We start from the raw sequence: 18,411 nt of genomic DNA on the forward strand, positions 1-18,411 counted from the left end.
TGAAGAACCTTCTTCGTTCTCGATGTTCTCGATTCAGCAGGTGTGATGCTCGACGAGGCGGAGCGAGTCGATGACTGCCATGACACATCGTGACCGCCTCGTACTTGCTATTGCGGCTGCCTGCTTTCTCATCATCTTGATCATTGAAGAATTCGCCCCGGTCAACGTCGTCGGCGCGTATGGGTACGTGTTGCCCATCTTGTTGGTGACCACCCTTCGGAATAGAACCATCATGTTGATGATGGTGCTGGCCTGTGTCGTCGCCACCTATTTAGGTCTACTCCAACCGACGAAGCCCGGCCGATTTCAGGCCGCGGTCATCAATAGGAGCGTCGTCGTCGGCGTCTTGCTATTGGTGGCTTACCTGGGGGTGAGCTGGGAAGAGCGGAAGGCGCGAGAGGAGGCGGCGAGGTCGGCGCTGGCCCGAGAAACCGAGAATCTGCTCAAAGCCAACACCCAACTGATCCAGGCGAAAGATCAGCTGAACCGGTCGGAGCGATTGGCTGCGGTGGGACAGCTCGTGGCCTCTGTGGCGCATGAGGTGGGTACGCCTCTTCACTCGATCGCATGGCATGTCCAGGCTCTGGCCGAGGAGCCTGGTGCAACGCTGGAAATGAGAAAGCGGGTGGCCATCATCGATGACCAGCTCGCGCGGGTGGTTCGAATCATTCAAGATTTACTGTCTTCTACCCGACCGCGCCAGCCTGAGCCACAATGGCTTCCTGTGGAGGAAGTGGTCAGCCCCTCGGCGGTCCTGATGGAACCGGCTTTCCATGAGAAAGGGATCGCTCTGACGGTCGACATTCCCAAAGACCTTCCTCTGGTTTGGGCGGACAAGGAAAAGATCCATCAGGTATTGGTGAATGTCCTGACCAATGCGCTTGCCGCAACCACCGGCCAGGGGAAAGTAACCGTCACGGCAGGTAATCGCGCGGCGTCGTCAGCTGAGCTGGACCGCGGTCGGCTGGTCGCAGACGGCATGTCGCCGTTAGTGATTACAATCGAGGTGCGGGACACAGGATGCGGCATGCCGGAGGAGGACGTACAGAAAGCCTTTGAACCATTTTTTACAACCAAGGCGATTGGCAAGGGAACGGGCTTGGGACTATTCTTGAGCCGCGAATCGGCGGTGGCTCATGGCGGCAGTCTGGCGATGACGAGTGAGATCGGACGTGGCACGACCGTGACGATGACGTTACCGGCGATGCGAAGTGAACCTATTCATACGAGGGAGGAGGCGTAATGCAACCAGCGACGATTCTGGTGGCCGACGACGATGTGGTTGCACGTGAGCTGTTGGCGGAAGCTCTCAGGAAAGAAGGATATCATGTCGAAGCTTTTGCCAACGGAGAAGAGGTGATCGCGCGTGGACGCCAGGGGTTGGTCGATTTGGTGTTGACGGACATCCGCATGGGTGCGGTGGATGGGCTGACGGTTTTGCGGGAGTTCAAACGATTGAGTCCGAATACGGCCGTGGTGGTGCTCACCGCGTTCGGCTCTCTGGAAGGCGCGATCGAAGCGATTAAGCAGGGCGCCTACGATTACCTGGCGAAACCGTTCAAGAAGGAGGACATCAAGCTGGTGGTCAAACGGGGTCTGGATCACTGCCGATTGCTCCAAGAGAATGCCCGGTTTCGAGAAGAGTTGAAGAGCAAAGGCGAGTGGTCTCCTTTGGTCGGAAGCAGCACGGCGATGTTGGAGGTGTACAAGTTGGTCGCGCGTGTAGCGGAAAGCAAAAGCACGGTCCTGCTCCAGGGGGAAAGCGGGACCGGCAAAGAACTCATTGCGCGGGCCATTCATACGAACGGCCCACGCCGGGATAAGCCGTTTATTCCGGTCAATTGCGGTGCGTTGCCCGATACCTTGTTAGAATCGGAAATGTTCGGATATGAGAAGGGAGCCTTCACCGGCGCGGCGGGGACCAAGGTCGGGCTCTTTGAATCGGCCAATGGAGGGACGCTGTTTCTCGACGAGATCGGTGAGCTTGGACAGGCGTTACAAGTGAAGTTGTTGCGGGTTATGCAGGATCAGGAAGTCCGCCGGGTCGGGAGCACGACATCCACCAGAGTCGATGTCCGGATCATTGCCGCGACCAACCGAAATCTTGAGCAGCTGGTGAAGGAAGGAAAGTTTCGGGACGATCTCTTCTACCGGTTGAAAGTCGTTCCAATCACGTTGCCGTCATTGGTCGATCGGCGGGAAGACATTCCGATGCTGGTACATCACTTCCTACAAAAGTGCGCGGCAGGTACAGCCCATGCGGTGCGGGGAGTCTTGCCGGAAACCATGGCGCTCTTGACCCAATATCGATGGCCAGGCAACGTTCGAGAGCTTGAAAATGCGATTGAACGTGCTGTCTCATTAAGCCACGGGCCTCTACTGACGCCGGAGGATTTACCCGAAGTGATTCGCCAGAGTGCAACGACTGAAGCCGGTGCGCGACTTTCGCAAGTCGATCAGCTCGATGAAGTGTATCTGACCTTAGAAGAAGTGGAAAAACGTCATTTGACCCGCGTACTCAAGGAAACGAAGGGAAATAAGGTGAAAGCCGCAAAAATTCTCGGCATCGACAGACGAACGCTCTACCGTATGGCAGAGCGTTTCGGTCTAGATCTTGGAGAGGAGGCTGAAGGAGCAGAAAAAGAGCCTGTCTAAGGCTTCAATCCGTAGTTCGATCCGTAAAAGGTCTGTGTTGTGTAGGTGTCCTGTACGATTTTCAATTCATTCTTGATTAAGCGCAGTTTGTTTTCCGCACTTTGAGGCACTTGGGTCGCCGCAGGGCCCCAGCCCTGCCAGATGGTGCTCTTGCCTTCTGACGATACCTGCAGACGGAGACGGGTGGTCTCGCCTGTCTCTGGAGTCACGGAGACGTCGTAATAGCTCCTGACAACGCCGTACCTGCCCTTTGTGAGCCAATTATCATAGATGCTGGGCTCTTCGCCCCTGTAGCCTGTTTTCAACTCGGATGCACCTGTCCATTTCACATCATAGTTGTCGTCTTCCAATACTTTAGTCACGGCGGCCTTTACACGGTCTTCCGACGAAGGCAATGTGACCTCAACCACCTCTGCTAGGGAGTTATGTGGTGGCGGAACTCTAGTACATCCAAAGGCAAAGACGGCGAGGGCGACGATGGCAAGACAGTCCTTTCGGATCATTTTGTTCTGGCCTCCTTCAGACGGTATACAAGATGAGTATCGGTCTGCGTCACTCCTTCTATACGATGTATACGACTCAAGACTAGTTGGGTCAAGGCATCTTGGTCGGGTATATCGGCTGTGGCTATGATATCCGGCTTGCCCCAACAGGGATCAATCGTTTTTATCTCTTTAATGTCACCCAGCGCCTTAACTACAGCCGCTGTCTGTCCGGGGAGAACATTGATCAGCACATACGCCCGATCCGACATGCCATGATCTCCCGGAGCAGGGCCATGAATCGTGTAGGGAATTGCCCCAGGAGTGGGTTGCTTTATAGCAAAGTCATTTTGCGCTGTCAACTCCGGCTTGGTCTTCATGGTCTTTGATGGCGACGTGATAGAAGGGATCCTCTTTAAATTTGCTCTTGTCATGGTTCTCACTTTGGCGCAACAAGCACTTCGATCCGGCAGTGCTCGCTGACGCTTGTTAAGGTTGTTTCCAGCCGCTTCGGGCTTCCGATGCGGCCCTCCGGATCGTACACAAAGCAAAACAGGGTGGAGCATCGCCCTTGATCTCTATAATAATCGGAGTCTGCAGCAACCTGATCGACAAGTTCCTTCGTGGTCAATCCGGCTCTGGTCTTCTTGGCCACCACGGCGATCTGATCTCGATTCACAAGGAGCGTCGTCCTTGGTGCGCCTTCTGTGTAGGGTGGTGTCCATTCTTCGGTCGCTACTTCGTCGAACTCCAGCTTCAACAACGCGCACAAGAGGTCCTGTAGGTCGGAGTCGTCGTCGACTTCAAGCGTCGGTCGATAGTCTCGCCGAAGCCGGAGCTGGCGGGCTACGGAGTGGAAGCGAAGACAGACTTTCCTGATGAGATTGATCGGGTCCTGGTCGAACGTGGACTCAACCACCCGAGCGGTACACGGGCCGATCGCCGGCTTATCCGATGATGGGTTTTGCGAAGCGCGGACAACACTGGGAGGCATCTCTGCGGGCGTTGACTGGTTGTTCACGACAGGTGTTGGTGAATCGACGTGAGGTTGCGGCGGTATTGAGGAAGAGCTCGGAGCTGCCACGGGAGATGGATGCGCTTGCCTGACTTCCTCTGGCATATCAATCGTCGGTGACGTTGGCTGAGCTGGCGGTACGGGAGGTGGGAAAGGGGTGACGGCAGCCACCGAGGGGGGTGGTGGCTGGGATGCGACAGCGATGGGTATCAGAGTCGGCGTCGGAGATGGCGGAGGAGTTGGAGGGAGTGTCGATGCCGGCATCGGGGACGACTCAGATGCATTGACGGACTCAGGTAGGGACGGTGGTGGTTGAGGTATCAGAGGAGAACTAGACGGTCCCATAGTTGTTGTCATAGCCACGGCGACTGTCACTGGGGATGTTACCTGTGGCGTCGTAGTCGGCGTTACAGGTGAGACCAATACCAAGTGGGCTGTGTTGCTGGGAAGCGCCTCATTTGCCTGGTCTGTTTTTGGCGGCGCCTTGAGTCCTTGAAGTTCCAGTTTCCGGTCCTCCAAGGTGTGCATAAGGTCTTTAATGACAGAAAGGGTCTGTGCCACCTCAGCCTTGGTCGCTGTGCGAATCTTGAAGTTCCGATACGTTTGGAATTCATGAGAACGTTCACCGAACGTCTGTCGCAAGCATTCACGAAATTGCAGCTCGGCTTTGCTCTGCGCCGCATCACGATAAGGGAATCCCTCTTGGCTGATGTCATTGATCGCCACCAGAACTTCCTGAAACTTGTTGATCCCGTGTGCGATCTCTTCGATGAGAGCGGTTTTCGATCGTGACCGTTGATGTTCTGCTGCGCGGGCGCGTGCCATGGCTGTGTGAAAAAGTCTAGCCGAGTGGGTACGGCATGACAAGAAAACACCACATTTTGACGAGGTGTGCTGTCACGTCCGAGACTGCGGGCCGCGAGCAAGGCCTATAGGAAAATCGAGTTTAGATGACGACGGAGGATCAAGGTAGCAACGGATGGAAACCCCTTGTCTACCGCTACGGCTATCTGCCGTTGGAAGGCTACGGATTGGTGAGGATAGAACGTCCGATGCATTGGTCGAAGGGAACGGGGCATGTCATGAGTGTGCCTGCCGCGAGTCGATCCCGCCCATCCCGCGCTATTCGATTCCGAACATTCCGGTTGACGAGTACGCCCTATTGTTTCGATCCGGCGTCGATCTCTTCACAGAGATCGGGATCGACAAGGATCATACGCTCGTGCACATCTCGTCCTGCGAAAGAAGGTTTGGCCTTTGCACACCGTGTATTGGGATCACGGCGACATCTGGTTAAGGGGGTATTTTGTGTCCACGGTCGGAATTACGGAGGAAATTATCAGGCAGTACGTTGCCTGACAAGGCAAGGAAGACGCGGGACAAGTGTTCTTGAATTCTGAGAGAACTCCGCCTGTAAGGGCGGGGAATTTATGGAAATGGAGGTGACCATGAAGTGCGCGAGTCTTTCGTTGAGCATTGCCCTACTATGTCTTGTTGCAAGCGCATGTCAGCGCACGTCGGATATGATTTCCGATCGCTTGGCGGGACGTGTCGATCGCCATCTCCGTTACGTCGACATCAAGGATCATCCTGAGACCTATCGAGGAAAGCTTATGCTGGCCGGCGGCAGGGTGTTGTCGGCAAAGGGGACGCAAGACAGAATATGGATCGAGGTACTGCACATTCCGCTATCCGAAGATTTGATTCCCACTGGACGCGAATCCAATTCGAAAGGTCGGTTCGTTATCATCGATCGTGGCGATCAGGTGCCGGATTCGGCCGTGTTTAATGACAAGGAGAAACGCGTGACCGTTGTAGGAGAAGTGCTCGGCGCCACCACTATCCAAATCGGCGATGTCAAGCAGCAAGTTCCTGAGCTAGTCGTCAAGCATATTACGGTCTGGGATTGGGATCACATGAAGGGCGGGTATGGGCGATACTACGGCTACGGCGATCCCTTTCCATGGGCATACCGTGGGTACTACGGAGGTTCCTATTATTGGTAGCATACGAAGCCGCGCCAGATCGACGCACCAGGGGAAGGATTGCGCAGTGTATATTCGCCCTAGGTGTTCAACACAGGCCTTTGGTAGCAGCCGGAAGAACCAATAGTTGGAAGCTCGACAACTAGGGGACACCTCATGACCATGCTATCGAGTGAATCGTTGGCTTGAGGGCTGGTTCGACTTGGAAGTTCTGGGCACCGGGAGCGTGGTGCCGGATCACGTCGTGCCGCCCGCTGTAGGCCGCATCAACCCCCACACCCGCGTCTCCTGTCCATACAGCAAGTCCGACGATCCCTGGCTGTCATGCGCAGTGGCCGCGGTGGCGGCCACTGCATGGATCAGCTTGGTCTGACTATCTACCCCAAGATGAGCCTTGATAACGAAATACCACTGAGTGCCCCTCTTCGTCTGATGCATCTCCGGGTCCCATTCCTTCCGGCGATTCTGGGGATCGAGGCCCAGATCAATGCTCACGAACTGCCGCAAGGCCCGCGAGTCGTACAGCGCCTCCGCCGCCGCTTGATCCGACAGATTGAACCACTGTTGCAGACAATGGAGGCGCAGCCCACTGGCGGACGCCAGGACCCTCAGCCTTGGGATAGACCGACGCAATCGCGACAGCAAGTTCCGTCCACGGCACGACGCAGTTCATCTCGTCGAGAAACCGCTCCCGGCGGGCAGGGGTGCGATGCTGTTCAAACGTGACCTTGGCAAACGTCTGTGGCTGCAGGGGGCGCCTCCTCAATCAGAGCTGCGCGACCCTTTATCACATCACGAGAAGAGAATAAATCAGACGTGCACAGGGAAGACTACATTGAGTGCTGATGCTGATGTTCACCGTGCTCGCCGGTGTGCTGATGGTCATGGCGACCGGTGTCGGAACCATGGTCGTGAGCATGTGCATGCTCGTGCGCATGCTCGTGGTTGTGAGTCTGAGCCGATCCGTGCATGTGCTCATGGCTGTGGAGATGCTTATGAGAATGGGAGCCTTTCATAGGTAGTACTCCTTTCAAACGAATGTTTTCTCCATAATACCACTCTTTCTCGAGTCATGGAATACAGGGCGGTGCGTGGATTTCCGGACACAAGTCGGAAAAGTTGGGGAAGCATTGGAATGCGACAGTTTTCAGGAGGAAGATCAAAACTAGAGTGAACTAACGCTGGAGCAGTTTATCCGTACGCGGACAGTTATGATAATTTGGATGAAGAACGCACGATACACGCGAGCTTCCTGTTAAGCAAAGAACTACTGGAAGCTGTATCCGGCGGCCAAAGAAAAGCAGCTTCGTCAGATGAGCCGCCGGTGCGAGCAAGTAACATATGGAAACACGTCCTAGAGGTGTTTATCCGGCGCCGCTAAGAAGAAGGCTGCGCCTGATGAGGCGCCGGTACGAGCGAACTTGGTTTGGTGTCCCCGATACGAATTGAACGTACGACCCGCGGTTTAGGAACACGATTTAGGTAGAAACACCAGTCCATAGCAAAATACACCATACAACGGCAGGTGCAAGCCTCTCAAGGGGTTTGTAGCCTGCCGTTGCTTCTCGTATGTTCCCGTGTCCTCCCCTAACTGTGACAGTTTTCGGATCGGAACCGTGACAGAAACCGGAAATGTTTTTTCGTCAATCATGGTGGGAACACCCCTGGGGGTTTTGCGGCAGGACGGGTGGCATGGTTGAGCCTCTCGGTACGGCCTGATATGGGTACGCTATCATTTTCTGACTGCTCGGCTCCAGAAGGAAGCCCCTCGGGGCTTCCCAAAACAAACGCGCCTCAAAAGGGAACCCTTGAAAAAGGAAACCCTCGCCCTACGATTCAGTCTCTCATCGCGATCAGTCATTTCTTCCGCCACTCCCACGGCGAAACAGGTTCAGGATCAGTCCACACATTCCTCGCCCCTCGTGCTTCCTGCTCCAACCCTTCGAGGATGGTCTCTTCTGGCGCATACTTCCGATACCACCAGCACCAGCCCTCTTTCACCAACTCGTGGAGGAGATACGTCATCGTTTGAGATTTCGCCCCGTTTCCAGAATATAGGGGGCACGATAGACTGTGCCAGCTTGATCGCAAATGTGACCGAGTCAAAACCTTAAACGGACCAAAGTTCGTTCGGGGGGAGCGAACAAAAATCCAAAAATGGCCATTTGCAGAGGCGAGGGAAACAGGCTATGTTCATACTTACGTTTGGGCAAAATTGGTCTTTCTTATTGGCGGCTTTCTCGGAGGGGCTATGTTTCATTATGCACTCGGGTTGATGATCGTCGTGGTCCTCGGGGGTATCTCGGCGCTCGCTGGCGCTGAACAATCCTTTCCTTTGGTCGTGAATCAAGCGGTCCACCACGATGCAGCACCCCCTCGTGGCTCTGATCTCCTCGGGCCTACGTCTGTGGACACGCCCCGGCAAAAAGAGAAACCGCTCCATTATCCGCATCCAGAGGAGGTGGACAAGCCGGTTTCCGACACACCCGTGGTGCCAGCAGCCAACCCAACTGACCATACGGCCATGGACCCGATCAGTATTTGAGAAGAACTGGTTCCGTATATCGTTTTTCACCGATTCAATATCTTGATCGGTGATTGTTGTGGCAGCGTCCAACGGAGCCAGCACCCCAGCATCTTGCAAGTGTTTATACGCTTGAAGGTCTTCCAGGTATCGCAGGTTCAGATAGGCGTCTTTGTAGCCCGACTTGATGAGATCGTAATAACCCGTCACCTGAACGTCGCCTTCCGATGTACCTCTGTATAGCCAATACGGGAGCACCAGGAGGTCCCATCGACCGTTTCGAAACCCCAAACTTTTCAACCAGTCTACTGCGAGCTTCACCTTAGTGGGCCCGTCAACAGCCGGCGGCGTGAGGCTGTAATTCATGGCGTCCACTATTGACGACCAGGGTCAAACATCACCACAAGCATGCAGTATAAGGATTACTACACGTCCAGGGTTGGCACCGGTCCACAATACGCCACCATCCATCAGCCAACGGACAAAAGGAAACCTCCGAAGTTTCTCGACTCTTGGGATAAAGCTGCCATAAGATCTTCATGTGTGCTATTGCTTTCCACCTTCGTCTTTCCCTAGAATAGAACGCTTTTCGGCTTCGGTAGGATAGTGAGCTAGACTAGGCATAGACAGCAGACTTTAACTTCTCTTGGGACGCTAACGGAGAACGATATTATTCGCAATTATTCGCAACGGGAACTATTGCGATGAGGGAAGCAGGGATCTTATAGTTTTTATGGCTGGAGCGTTATTGGGGCGGGTGTTACCTTGCTCTTTGCGCGTCAACCGGGCACCGAGCTGCACGGCCGTCTGCTCGGCTATACCACTCGCGCGAAGGATGATTTAGTGAATATGGGTCAAGAGGCATGGTATACCGCTGTGGAACACGCAAGGAATATTATAACAAGGGAGAAGAGGCGGTTGGCGACGTAGGACGTTCTGCCAAAGAGTTTGCTAAACAAGCCCAAGACGTGGCCAAAGGGGGAGAATGATGAAAATGAGGCATACTTGCGCATCCATATTATTGATGGCGGCTGGAATGCTAGTGTTTACCGGCGCGGCAGTACAGGCCCAGGTAAACCCCCATCTCACCAAATCAGGCCAAACGAAGGGGCCAAGGTACGCAAATCGAAACCTGCCCCCCGATCGAGAAGCTTACCACGGAACAAAACACCGTAAGCCCCATGGACCGCCCGGTAGTATGGGATTGATGCAAGGCAACGGATCATCGGCGGACGGAGGGGGACGATAGGCAGAGGTGGTATAGAGGTCGGCGAGGAGACCCCCGGTCCCCCTCAACCAATTCTGGCCGTCACGGTTGCTATCACGGTTCAACAAAAAAATCGGGGGCTAACCGAAATAAGTCACGGTCGCCCCCGTTTCTTCCCGTAGCCTGCTGTATCTCGCAGACTCAATATTCATGCGTGTTCGGCCACCGCGTTGTCTTGGCTGCTGTGGCTGAGGAAAATGCTACTCATGCGAAGTGAGTCTGATCGATTGGCCGGTCACGCTACGCGGGGATTCTACACCTTTTCACGAATAAAGCATCCCGCTGTGTTGGCTCAGCGCAATCTTCCACACACTGATTAGGGAGATCTCACGATCGATGACGAAGGCCCAGCCCTTCACGGAAACCCTCGATTGGCTCGCGTCGTCCTATCGTGAAACCGTCATGATGATTCTTCGTCGGCACCTAGGGATAGCAAAGTTGCTTGACCAGCCGGGAGTTTTTGTACCACCTACGTATGTTAGTCCTCAGCTCGCAAGCGGGAGGGCTTCGGGAGCGGGTGGTTGTCCCCCGAGGCTCCTGTGCGGACGGACCGTGTTGGAATGCCTCCCCCAGCGTTCCGTCATGATTTGCGCTTCCTTGAGTGTGTAGAAGAGCTCGCCGTTTAAAAACTGCGCCCGCATCTTGCCATTAAACGACTCGATAGAGCCGTTCTCCCAGGGTGACCCTGGCTCGATGTAGAGGAGCGTCACGTCGAGATTCTTCAGCCAGTGTCTGAGCTTGAGAGCGATGAACGCGGGCCCATTATCCGATCGAACATGCATCGGCATCCCGCGACTCAGGAATAGATCCGCAAGGATCAACAGCACATCTTGCGAGCGGATCCGGCGGGCGACAACCGACGCCAGACACTCTCGGGTGGACTCATCGAGGATATTCAGAATCCGAAAGGGTCTCCCATCCTGCGTCCGATCTGCCCCAAAGTCATAGGACCAGACATGATTGTGGTAGGCGGGCCGCAGCCGGAGGCACGCCCCATCGGCGTGCCAGAGTCTGGCTCGCTGGGGCTGCTTTCTGGGCACTGTGAGGCCCTCTTGTCGCCACATGGTATGCACGCGATCTTTCCCCACGTCCCAGCCCTCGCGTCTTAACAGATCCGTCACCGTGCGGTACCCATACCGCCCGTACTCCTTGGCGAGCGCGATGATGCGCTCACGTACCCGCTCCTGGCTCTGGTCCCATCGTGGCCGGTAGCGATCGCCAGACCGGACCTGGCCGATTGCCCGACACGCTCGACGCTCGGACACCTGGAGCATGGTGACGGCATGCCTCACGGCTTCGCGCCGACGGGCCGGGCGTAGAAGTTTCCCGCGGCCACCTCTTTCAAGATGGCTAGATCGAGCGCCTGGTTTGCCACGATCCGCTTGAGCCGCAGAGTCTCTTGCTCCACGGCTTTTAGACGCTTCGCCTGGTCGACGCACAAGCCGCCGTATGCTTTCTTCCAGCGGTAGTACGTTCGCTCGGTAATCCCGAGCTTTCGGCAAGCATCGAGCACCGGCAGGCTTTTGCCGGTTTCAAGCTCGACCGTCCGCAGATGCTGAAGGATTTCTTCGGGTGTGAACCGTTTCCTGGGCATGGTGAAGACCTCCCTGGTTGCGGTCCAGTCCAACATTCAGCCTGGACCAATTTAGCCCGGGTAGGTCAGGTCCAGATTTCCCCTTCTGGGTGCCCGATAGAGTGAACGTCTGTGCCAACTTCCACGGTTCTGGAGTTGCCTGACGGTAGGATGGAAAGTGATGGCGGAGGGGTCTCAATCTTCAACAAAGCTAAGTCCGCTATCTCATCAACCGTTTCCACTGTAGCTCTTCGGGCAAGATCCTTCGTCAAGTCCTGCCCATTGCGAGGCTTAAAGACTACCGCCACGGTCGAATATGGTCAACCACATGATGGTTCGTAATGACGTGCCCCGATTTATCTATAACGACCCCACTGCCCATACTGTCTTTCGTCAAAACTAAGACAACTGCAGGGGCGCATTCACGAAAAAGCCTCTGCTCTTTCTCGCCCCGTGTGCTCTTTAGGATTAAGTCTTATTCAAGATTCTCAAAAACTGGCGAGAGCCTATGAAGAAGCGAAGCATCGGGGACCCGACGCAGACTATTGGCATAACTTTCAACATTTGCGCCGCTTGAGGTGGCAGGCGCCAAGTCCTGAGCTGCTACCAAACCGGACGGCAAAAGAATCGCGAGTTGAACGAGAAGCGCAAAGGCAAACAACTGTGCCATCACAACGCCCTCCTATAACTGGGACTTCAGCATTGCATGAGAGCCATAGAGCGCTCGTCATTGCGGGTTCGTTGGAAAACGGAGAGGGTAGTGTAGTGTCCCATAATTGTATAGACAGTATGGTCCAGTGGTGGTCGACTGCCGGACCATGAGATCCCTTAAGCCGGCGTTGAGTGAGATGGACCGGGCCACGTTGGAGCGAATGAGTCGGAAGGGTAAGGCAGCACAGCGAGACATTCTGCGGGCGCGGATCATCCTTCTGACTGCGGCGGGCGGGTCGGATCTGGCGGTCGCCGAGCAGTTGCGGATCAACCGCTACACGGTGCGGTTGTGGCGGCAGCGGTTCGCCGAGCAGGGGCTGGCCGGGCTCACCTACACCCCAGGCCGGGGCCGCAAACCGGTGCTCAACGACAGCGTGACGGAGTTGATTCTGACCGGGGCCGTTCACCCCCCGCCCCATCGCCAGCGCTGGAGTTGCCGGTCGATGGCTGCGGCCCACCAGGTTTCCAAGAGCACGGTCCAACGGCTCTGGTCAAAGAACGACATCAAGCCGCACCTGACACGGACCTTTAAGATCTCCAACGATCCGCGGTTCGAAGAAAAGTTCTGGGATGTGATTGGCCTGTACCTTAATCCGCCGGACAGGGCGCTGGTCCTCTGCTGCGACGAAAAGAGTCAGTGCCAGGCGATCGAGCGCACCCAGCCCGGCCTCCCACTGGGCGTGGGGCACATCAAGACCACCACCCATGACTATATTCGGCATGGGACGGTGACGCTGTTTGCCGCGCTCAATTATCTGGAAGGCAAGGTCGTGTCGATGCTCGCGCACAAACACCGACATCAAGAATGGCTGAAGTTTCTCAGGCAGATCGACCGGGAGACTCCCGCAGGGGTCGCGCTACATCTGATTGCCGACAACTACGCCACGCACACGCATGGAGACGTCCAAAAGTGGTTGGCCAAGCACAAGCGGTTTCACATGCATTTCACCCCGACATCGGCGTCGTGGATGAACCTGGTTGAACGCTTTTTTCGGGATCTCACCGTCGATGTCGTGCGAGAAGGCAGTTTCAAGCACGTCAAGGAACTCTCCCACCAGATTCTGGCCGACCTGGCCGAACGGAACGCTCATCCAACACGCTACGTCTGGAAAGCCGAGGGGGAGGACATCCTCCGCAAGATTCACCGGGCCAAGCGGGTGCTGACTGTATAGCTATTTGAGAGACGCTACACTAGGGTCCAAACTCAATTATTGAGTTGATAAGTCATTGATGATCCAATGGTTATGCGAGCAAAGGGGGTGGCGCATGACCATGAAGAAGGCACAGACGAATAAACAGTTCTGGCTGGACGACCTGCAATGGTCAATCCTTGAAAAACATCTGCCGAAGAAGCAGCGAGGTCCGACGCGCAAGGACGACCGGCGCATCATCAGCGGCATCATCCATGTGTGGCAATCGGGCTGCCGCTGGCAGGATTGTCCGGCGGAATACGGGCCTTCCACAACGGTTTACAACCGCTATCACCGCTGGGCAAAGCGCGGGATATGGGAGGGCATATTCCGCGACCTGACATCCATCGTCGGCACGCATTACGAGAACAGCATCGATAGCACGATCATCAAGGCGCACCGCTCAGCCAGCGGTAAAAAGGGGGCGGTTCGGAAGCCATCGGTAAAAGCCGTGGCGGACGCACGACGAAAATCCACGCCGCAACGGACGAACCAGGCCGCCCGATAGCATTCCTGCTGACGCCGGGGAATGCCTCGGACATCAAGGCTGCGAAGCCGTTGCTGGAACCTCTCAAAGCTGCCAACCAGCTTCTTGCCGATACAGCGTAGGACAGCGACGATCTGCGGGCGTGGCTGAGAAAACGCAAGACCGAAGCGGTCATTCCCAACAAGAAAACCCGCAAAAAACCGTCGCCATTCAAAAAGCGCCGCTATCGCCAACGCAACAAGATCGAAAGGATGTTCTGCCGCCTCAAAGATGCGCGGCGTATCGCCACACGTTACGATAAATCTGCCAAGACATTCCTCAACGCTATCTGCCTGATGGCCATCGTCTACTGGTGGATTAATTGAGTCTGGACCCTAGGATTTGCCCCTAACGAACCTCTCGACGAAGCGCGAATTCAGAAGATCGGGGTGCAAGTACTTGGGGTCAAGTCTTGTTTCATGCATCCGAATAATTACGCTCTACCCAGATTCGCGCGGAGTTCCTTAAAGAGTCCGACGAGGCAAGTCGGTAGAACAGTCCGACCAAACACCAGGGGGGTATCTCTGCGCAACAATTACGATAATTCGATAAAGAGCGTACGGCACGCGCAAGCTTCTTGGCAAGCAAAGCGGTACTCGAGGAGTGTATCCGGCGGCCCAATGAAGAGCGGCTTCGCCGGATGAGCCGCCGGCACGAGCGAGCTTGGTTTGGTGCCCCCGATACGAATTGAACGTACGACCCGCGGTTTAGGAAACCGCTGCTCTATCCAACTGAGCTACGGGGGCGTGAGCGTAGTTTCAATGGTTTGTAGCTCTCTGTCAACCCCGTTGTTCACTTCCGTCTCAGTTTCAGTTGCCAGTTGGACCGTGATGAATAGTTCCCGGCTTGAGAGCCGACGTCAGGGTTCAGATCCCATGGCAATGACAAGTAATCGCACATCCTTGCCGACGTCTTACTCGCGGATGGGACCAGCGTCAATCGGGAATTGGTGAAAGAGAGTTCCCGCTGGTGGTACCGTAAGTATCTGTGGGAGATACGAGGCTTGAAGCACTAAAGAAGGATGCACGCAACGCCAAGAAAGGTTGTGGACCGACTGAAACCCAGTCCCGCCGTTAGGAATGGTGGACGAGTGCAAGGGTAGGTTATCTGCATCTGGAGGTCCTATGCGGTACGTGTTGCAGCTGGTAGTCGTGGCTTTGGTCTGGGGGAATATGAAGGTCGTCAAAGCGCTTGATGCGGGGAGCCGGGAATCCTTAAGAGGGATCTCTCGATTGGGGGTGGTGGTTGAGGACATCAGTCCCGATGCCTCCGCTGATAGTCTCTCGCAAGATGCGATCCAAACAGCGGCCGAACTGATCCTCTGCTCAAAAGGCATTCGAGTCTTCACGAACGTAGAAAGAACGCGTTTGGGATCAGTGCCATATCTCTATATCAATATCAACATGCTGAAGGAGGAGCTAGGGTTGTACGTCTATGCTGTAAACGTGGAACTCAAGCAAGTAGTTGGCTTGTTGTCGATGAAGAGCGCGCAGGCCTGAGGGGCCACCTGGTCTGCAAGTGTTGTTGGGACAGTGGAGGAAACGAATATGCGCCAAATTATTGCCGATGCGGTCGAGCCTCTGGTCAAAGATTTTGCTCACGATTTCTTGTCGGTCAACCCACGATGAAGGGTGGCCTCTGGTCCTTCGCCCCACGATATCCATGGACACACATTGGGGGCATACTGCCCCTCATTGATGGAGGTGTTCATGGCGAAATCGAAGGTGGAACGAGGCCGCTTCTCCTCGCGCAAAAAGGTGGATGCCGTGCTGCGAGTGCTGCGCGGTGAAGATCTGGATCTGGTCTCCCTCGAGCGGGGGCTCACGGCAGCACGGCTCTCCGAGTGGCGGGACCAGTTCCTTGCCGGTGGCCACGTGAGCCTGAAGAGCCGCACCGCCGATGAGCGGGATGCGGAGGTGGGACGGCTCAAGACTCTGGTGGGGGATCTCACCATGCGCTTGGAACTGTCGCGGGAAGCGGTCCAGCGTTTACGGGGTGGCGCCCCTTTGGCCACCGGGAGGTCGACGCGATGAGCCACACCACGTCGCCTTCTGTCCAGCGTCCGTATGGTGTGGTCCGAGTCTGTCAGGAATGGGGGCTGAGTCGGGCCACATTCTATCACCAGCAACGCCAGCGCACACGGTCGCCCCTCACCCCCGCCAAGCGGGGGCCAAAGACCGCCTATCCAGATGAGGAGCTTACGAGCGCGATCCGGACGGTCATCACGGCTTCGCCGGTTCTCGGGGAAGGCCATCGCAAAATCTGGGCGCGCTTGCGGGCGCGCGGCATTCGAGCCTCGAGGCCCCGCGTGCTGCGGCTCATGCGGCAGGCCGGCCTCTTAGCCCCCAGCCGGGCGCCGCGCGTCTTGGGACCACGGGCCCACGACGGCACGATTACGACCGAGAGCCCGAATCAGATGTGGGGCACCGATGCGACCAGCACCGTGACGCAGCAGGATGGGCCCGTCACGGTCTTCATCGGCGTGGATCATTGGACGCTCGAAGGGATCGGCCTCCATGCCGCGACTCGGGCCACGCGCTTCGAGGCGTTGGAGCCGATTCGCCAGGGCGTCGCCAGCAGTTCGGCGCGTTCTCGGCCGGCAGTGCGACGGGCGTGCAGGTGCGGCATGATCATGGCAGTCAAGACATGAGTGACGACGTTCAGGCCGAGCTCCGGTTTCTCGGGATGACATCGAGTCCGGCATTCGTGCGAGCCCCGGAAGGCAATGGCGTCGCGGAATGGTTCATACGGACCCTCAAGGAGCAGGTGCTGTGGGTCCGAACGTTCCAGACGGTCGAAGACCTCCGGCTCGCACTCCACGACTGGCTACGCGTCTATAATCCTATAAACGGCAGTTGAAGCAGCGGCCTGCTCGGGGATAGCCTGGCTGGCAGCGGATTGGGGGCACATTTCTTCGTACGAAGGGTGACCTGGGTTGTCAATAGTGGACGCCATGAGTTGCCGCCTCACGCCGCCAGCTGTTGACGAGCCCACTGCTGGGCAAACACCCTTCTGCGGTGGGGATATACGTGATGTCGGTGACCCAGGTCTCGTTCGGGCGCGTGGCGACAAACGTTTGGGCCAAGACATTCTCCGCCACCGGCAGCGAGTGCTTTGAATCCGTCGTGGTCGTGAACCAGCGCACCTGTTTGCAACGTAGTCTCAGTTTCTTGCGTAGCCGTTTGATGCGTCCGACCCCAGCGGGGAACCCATCCTCACGCAATTCCGCTTGGAGACGTTCCGGCCCATAGGTCTGCCGGGTGCGCACATGCGCGGCCTGGATCGCCACTTCTAGGCGCGCGTTCTCCTGAGCGCGCTTCGAGGGACGGCGCGTGCGCCAGGCATAGTACCCACTTCGGGACACCTCCAGCACCCGACACAACACACTCAGGGGATACTGGGGCCGCAGCGTCCTCATGAGCGCGTACCGGGCAGCTGCGCCTTGGCAAAGTACGCGGTGGCTTTTTTTAAGATGTCGCGCTCCATCCGCGCCTCGGCCAGGTCGCGCTTCAGCCGAGAGACCTCGGCCTCCAGCTCTGTCACGGGCCGTCGGCTCTCCCCCAGCGTCGCGAGCTGACCGCGCCGGGCTCGACACACCCAGTTCTCGAGCGTCTTGCCCGACATGGCCAGGCGTCTTGCTACCTCTGGAATCGTCAACTTCTGTTCCAGGACCAGCTGCACCGCTTGCTCACGGAACTCCTTCGTATACTGCTGTCGCGGAACTCGTTCCATCTCACACCTCCAGACCTCAGATCATAGGTTGAAGGCGTCCACTTTTTCGAGCCTAGCACAGGCGTGGCTGGATGCCTTGCCGAAGGAGGCACGCCCCGCCATGTTGCACGGGGACGTGGCCTTTGGCAACGCATCGGTGCTCCGCGCGGCCGAGGCTCGAGATCAGCCGTCTCGCACCAAGCTACGCGTCACGAAGCATGTGAAGGCCTTCATCAAGACGCTCTTCCGCTCCACTGCGTGGGAGGAGGCGGGGCAAGGTTGGGAAGGGGTCGAAGATACGCTGCGGCTGTCAGGCTGGAGCCGAACACGGCGGGTCATCGTGCTGCGCCGCCCCCTTACCGGCGAGCTGCTCATGACCGGGACGGACGCCGATCAATCGCGGTTCGACTTCATGGAGAGCGAGGTGCCGACCAAGCGCTATGAGTATGCCGTGCTGGTCACCTCAACCCGGTCCTGTCAGCGGTCATGCAATAATCCCCAGATGCGGTCAGTGAATTCTCCCCACCCTTATTAAGAAGGAGGAGGGAGATGGAGCTTGACGAGACCAACGAGACAACGATCATGCGGCCCCAGGTGGATCACGCTGGGGAGGCATGCATGGTGGATGAGGCACGGTGGGCAGAGTGACCCCGGTTGTCAATAGTGGACGCCATGAATTGCAGCCTCACGCCGCCAGCTGTTGACGGACCCATTGCTGGACAAACGCAGCGGGCGAGCGATTCCCGAGCCGAGAATGCCGCCGCTGACGGTT

Annotated in this window: 22 protein-coding genes, 1 tRNA gene and 1 pseudogene; 14 read left to right on the top strand and 10 right to left on the bottom strand. The window is 56.6% G+C overall.

Annotation, left to right across the window (positions count from 1 at the left end; all coding sequences use genetic code 11):
* Positions 1-70: 70 nt before the first annotated feature.
* Together P0120_23930 and P0120_23935 are read left to right on the top strand one after the other, a co-directional pair.
* Entirely contained in the window at positions 71-1,243 is a 1,173-nt protein-coding gene (locus P0120_23930) for an ATP-binding protein (protein MDF0677359.1), read from the top strand.
* A complete protein-coding gene (locus tag P0120_23935; protein MDF0677360.1) occupies positions 1,243-2,655 on the top strand; it encodes a sigma-54 dependent transcriptional regulator in 1,413 nt (470 codons plus the stop codon). Before P0120_23930 ends, P0120_23935 begins: the two co-directional genes overlap by 1 nt.
* Here P0120_23935 and P0120_23940 read toward each other — a convergent pair.
* The 3 genes from P0120_23940 to P0120_23950 are packed head-to-tail and all read right to left on the bottom strand — an operon-like array spanning position 2,652 to position 4,131.
* Positions 2,652-3,158 (bottom strand): hypothetical protein, encoded by a 507-nt coding sequence (locus tag P0120_23940; protein ID MDF0677361.1) that lies wholly within the window; start codon positions 3,156-3,158, stop codon positions 2,652-2,654. The genes P0120_23935 and P0120_23940 overlap by 4 nt on opposite strands.
* Positions 3,155-3,517 carry an Lrp/AsnC ligand binding domain-containing protein gene (locus P0120_23945; protein ID MDF0677362.1) on the bottom strand — a complete coding sequence of 121 codons (363 nt, stop codon included), beginning with the start codon at positions 3,515-3,517 and terminating at the stop codon, positions 3,155-3,157. The genes P0120_23940 and P0120_23945 overlap by 4 nt, the downstream gene beginning before the upstream one ends.
* Before the next feature lie 59 nt (positions 3,518-3,576).
* Positions 3,577-4,131: a hypothetical protein gene (locus P0120_23950; GenBank protein MDF0677363.1), complete on the bottom strand. Its 555-nt coding sequence runs from the start codon at positions 4,129-4,131 to the stop codon at positions 3,577-3,579.
* Positions 4,132-4,309: 178 nt separating this feature from the next.
* Here P0120_23950 and P0120_23955 point away from each other — a divergent pair, with 178 nt between their 5' ends.
* The 3 genes from P0120_23955 to P0120_23965 all read left to right on the top strand — a co-directional run bounded on the left by P0120_23955 (position 4,310) and on the right by P0120_23965 (position 6,158).
* Positions 4,310-4,468: a hypothetical protein gene (locus tag P0120_23955; protein MDF0677364.1), complete on the top strand. Its 159-nt coding sequence runs from the start codon at positions 4,310-4,312 to the stop codon at positions 4,466-4,468.
* A 296-nt stretch (positions 4,469-4,764) separates the two neighbouring features.
* Positions 4,765-4,944 carry a hypothetical protein gene (locus P0120_23960; GenBank protein MDF0677365.1) on the top strand — a complete coding sequence of 60 codons (180 nt, stop codon included), beginning with the start codon at positions 4,765-4,767 and terminating at the stop codon, positions 4,942-4,944.
* A 656-nt stretch (positions 4,945-5,600) separates the two neighbouring features.
* On the top strand, positions 5,601-6,158 hold the full coding sequence (locus tag P0120_23965; GenBank protein MDF0677366.1) for a Slp family lipoprotein: 558 nt from the start codon (positions 5,601-5,603) through the stop codon (positions 6,156-6,158).
* A gap of 216 nt (positions 6,159-6,374) precedes the next feature.
* Here the strand turns inward: P0120_23965 and P0120_23970 are convergent, their stop codons facing one another.
* Positions 6,375-6,782: a transposase gene (locus tag P0120_23970; GenBank protein ID MDF0677367.1), complete on the bottom strand. Its 408-nt coding sequence runs from the start codon at positions 6,780-6,782 to the stop codon at positions 6,375-6,377.
* Between the two features lie 200 nt (positions 6,783-6,982).
* Between P0120_23970 and P0120_23975 the strand changes: the two genes are divergently transcribed.
* Positions 6,983-7,159 carry a hypothetical protein gene (locus tag P0120_23975; protein ID MDF0677368.1) on the top strand — a complete coding sequence of 59 codons (177 nt, stop codon included), beginning with the start codon at positions 6,983-6,985 and terminating at the stop codon, positions 7,157-7,159.
* An 835-nt stretch (positions 7,160-7,994) separates the two neighbouring features.
* Here the strand turns inward: P0120_23975 and P0120_23980 are convergent.
* On the bottom strand, positions 7,995-8,162 hold the full coding sequence (locus tag P0120_23980) for a hypothetical protein (GenBank protein MDF0677369.1): 168 nt from the start codon (positions 8,160-8,162) through the stop codon (positions 7,995-7,997).
* Positions 8,163-8,388: 226 nt separating this feature from the next.
* Between P0120_23980 and P0120_23985 the strand changes: the two genes are divergently transcribed.
* Entirely contained in the window at positions 8,389-8,682 is a 294-nt protein-coding gene (locus P0120_23985) for a hypothetical protein (GenBank protein MDF0677370.1), read from the top strand.
* 1,731 nt (positions 8,683-10,413) lie between these two features.
* Here the strand turns inward: P0120_23985 and P0120_23990 are convergent.
* Both P0120_23990 and P0120_23995 read right to left on the bottom strand, forming a co-directional pair.
* Positions 10,414-11,522 (bottom strand): IS3 family transposase gene (locus P0120_23990; GenBank protein ID MDF0677371.1). Its coding sequence is split into 2 segments (ribosomal slippage): positions 10,414-11,264 and positions 11,264-11,522, totalling 1,110 coding nucleotides; the frame shifts between segments, so codons are not numbered across the junction.
* 454 nt (positions 11,523-11,976) lie between these two features.
* Complete coding sequence (locus tag P0120_23995) at positions 11,977-12,171, bottom strand: hypothetical protein (GenBank protein MDF0677372.1); 195 nt, start codon at positions 12,169-12,171, stop codon at positions 11,977-11,979.
* A 178-nt stretch (positions 12,172-12,349) separates the two neighbouring features.
* Here P0120_23995 and P0120_24000 point away from each other — a divergent pair, with 178 nt between their 5' ends.
* Both P0120_24000 and P0120_24005 read left to right on the top strand, forming a co-directional pair.
* The gene (locus P0120_24000) at positions 12,350-13,384 is read left to right on the top strand and encodes an IS630 family transposase (protein ID MDF0677373.1); all 1,035 of its coding nucleotides are present in this window, start codon (positions 12,350-12,352) and stop codon (positions 13,382-13,384) included.
* Positions 13,385-13,484: 100 nt separating this feature from the next.
* A pseudogene (locus P0120_24005) lies at positions 13,485-14,254 on the top strand (IS5 family transposase).
* Positions 14,255-14,597: 343 nt separating this feature from the next.
* Here the strand turns inward: P0120_24005 and P0120_24010 are convergent.
* Positions 14,598-14,674, bottom strand: a tRNA-Arg gene (locus tag P0120_24010).
* Positions 14,675-15,052: 378 nt separating this feature from the next.
* On the opposite strand from P0120_24010, the gene P0120_24015 reads away from it, so the two are divergent.
* The 4 genes from P0120_24015 (at position 15,053) to P0120_24030 (ending at position 16,787) form a co-directional block, all read left to right on the top strand.
* Positions 15,053-15,427, top strand: coding sequence for a hypothetical protein (locus tag P0120_24015; GenBank protein MDF0677374.1), 375 nt, complete (start codon positions 15,053-15,055; stop codon positions 15,425-15,427).
* 210 nt (positions 15,428-15,637) lie between these two features.
* On the top strand, positions 15,638-15,961 hold the full coding sequence (locus tag P0120_24020; GenBank protein ID MDF0677375.1) for a hypothetical protein: 324 nt from the start codon (positions 15,638-15,640) through the stop codon (positions 15,959-15,961).
* Positions 15,958-16,578, top strand: coding sequence for an IS3 family transposase (locus tag P0120_24025; GenBank protein MDF0677376.1), 621 nt, complete (start codon positions 15,958-15,960; stop codon positions 16,576-16,578). Before P0120_24020 ends, P0120_24025 begins: the two co-directional genes overlap by 4 nt.
* On the top strand, positions 16,575-16,787 hold the full coding sequence (locus P0120_24030; GenBank protein MDF0677377.1) for an integrase core domain-containing protein: 213 nt from the start codon (positions 16,575-16,577) through the stop codon (positions 16,785-16,787). Before P0120_24025 ends, P0120_24030 begins: the two co-directional genes overlap by 4 nt.
* A gap of 79 nt (positions 16,788-16,866) precedes the next feature.
* Here the strand turns inward: P0120_24030 and P0120_24035 are convergent, their stop codons facing one another.
* Positions 16,867-17,346 carry an IS3 family transposase gene (locus P0120_24035; GenBank protein MDF0677378.1) on the bottom strand — a complete coding sequence of 160 codons (480 nt, stop codon included), beginning with the start codon at positions 17,344-17,346 and terminating at the stop codon, positions 16,867-16,869.
* A complete protein-coding gene (locus tag P0120_24040; protein MDF0677379.1) occupies positions 17,343-17,660 on the bottom strand; it encodes a transposase in 318 nt (105 codons plus the stop codon). The genes P0120_24035 and P0120_24040 overlap by 4 nt, the downstream gene beginning before the upstream one ends.
* A 100-nt stretch (positions 17,661-17,760) precedes the next feature.
* On the opposite strand from P0120_24040, the gene P0120_24045 reads away from it, so the two are divergent.
* Entirely contained in the window at positions 17,761-18,174 is a 414-nt protein-coding gene (locus P0120_24045; GenBank protein MDF0677380.1) for a hypothetical protein, read from the top strand.
* Positions 18,175-18,411 lie beyond the last annotated feature (237 nt).

The organism is Nitrospira sp. (genome assembly GCA_029194675.1).
In the GTDB taxonomy this organism is placed as follows: Bacteria; Nitrospirota; Nitrospiria; order Nitrospirales; family Nitrospiraceae; genus Nitrospira_D.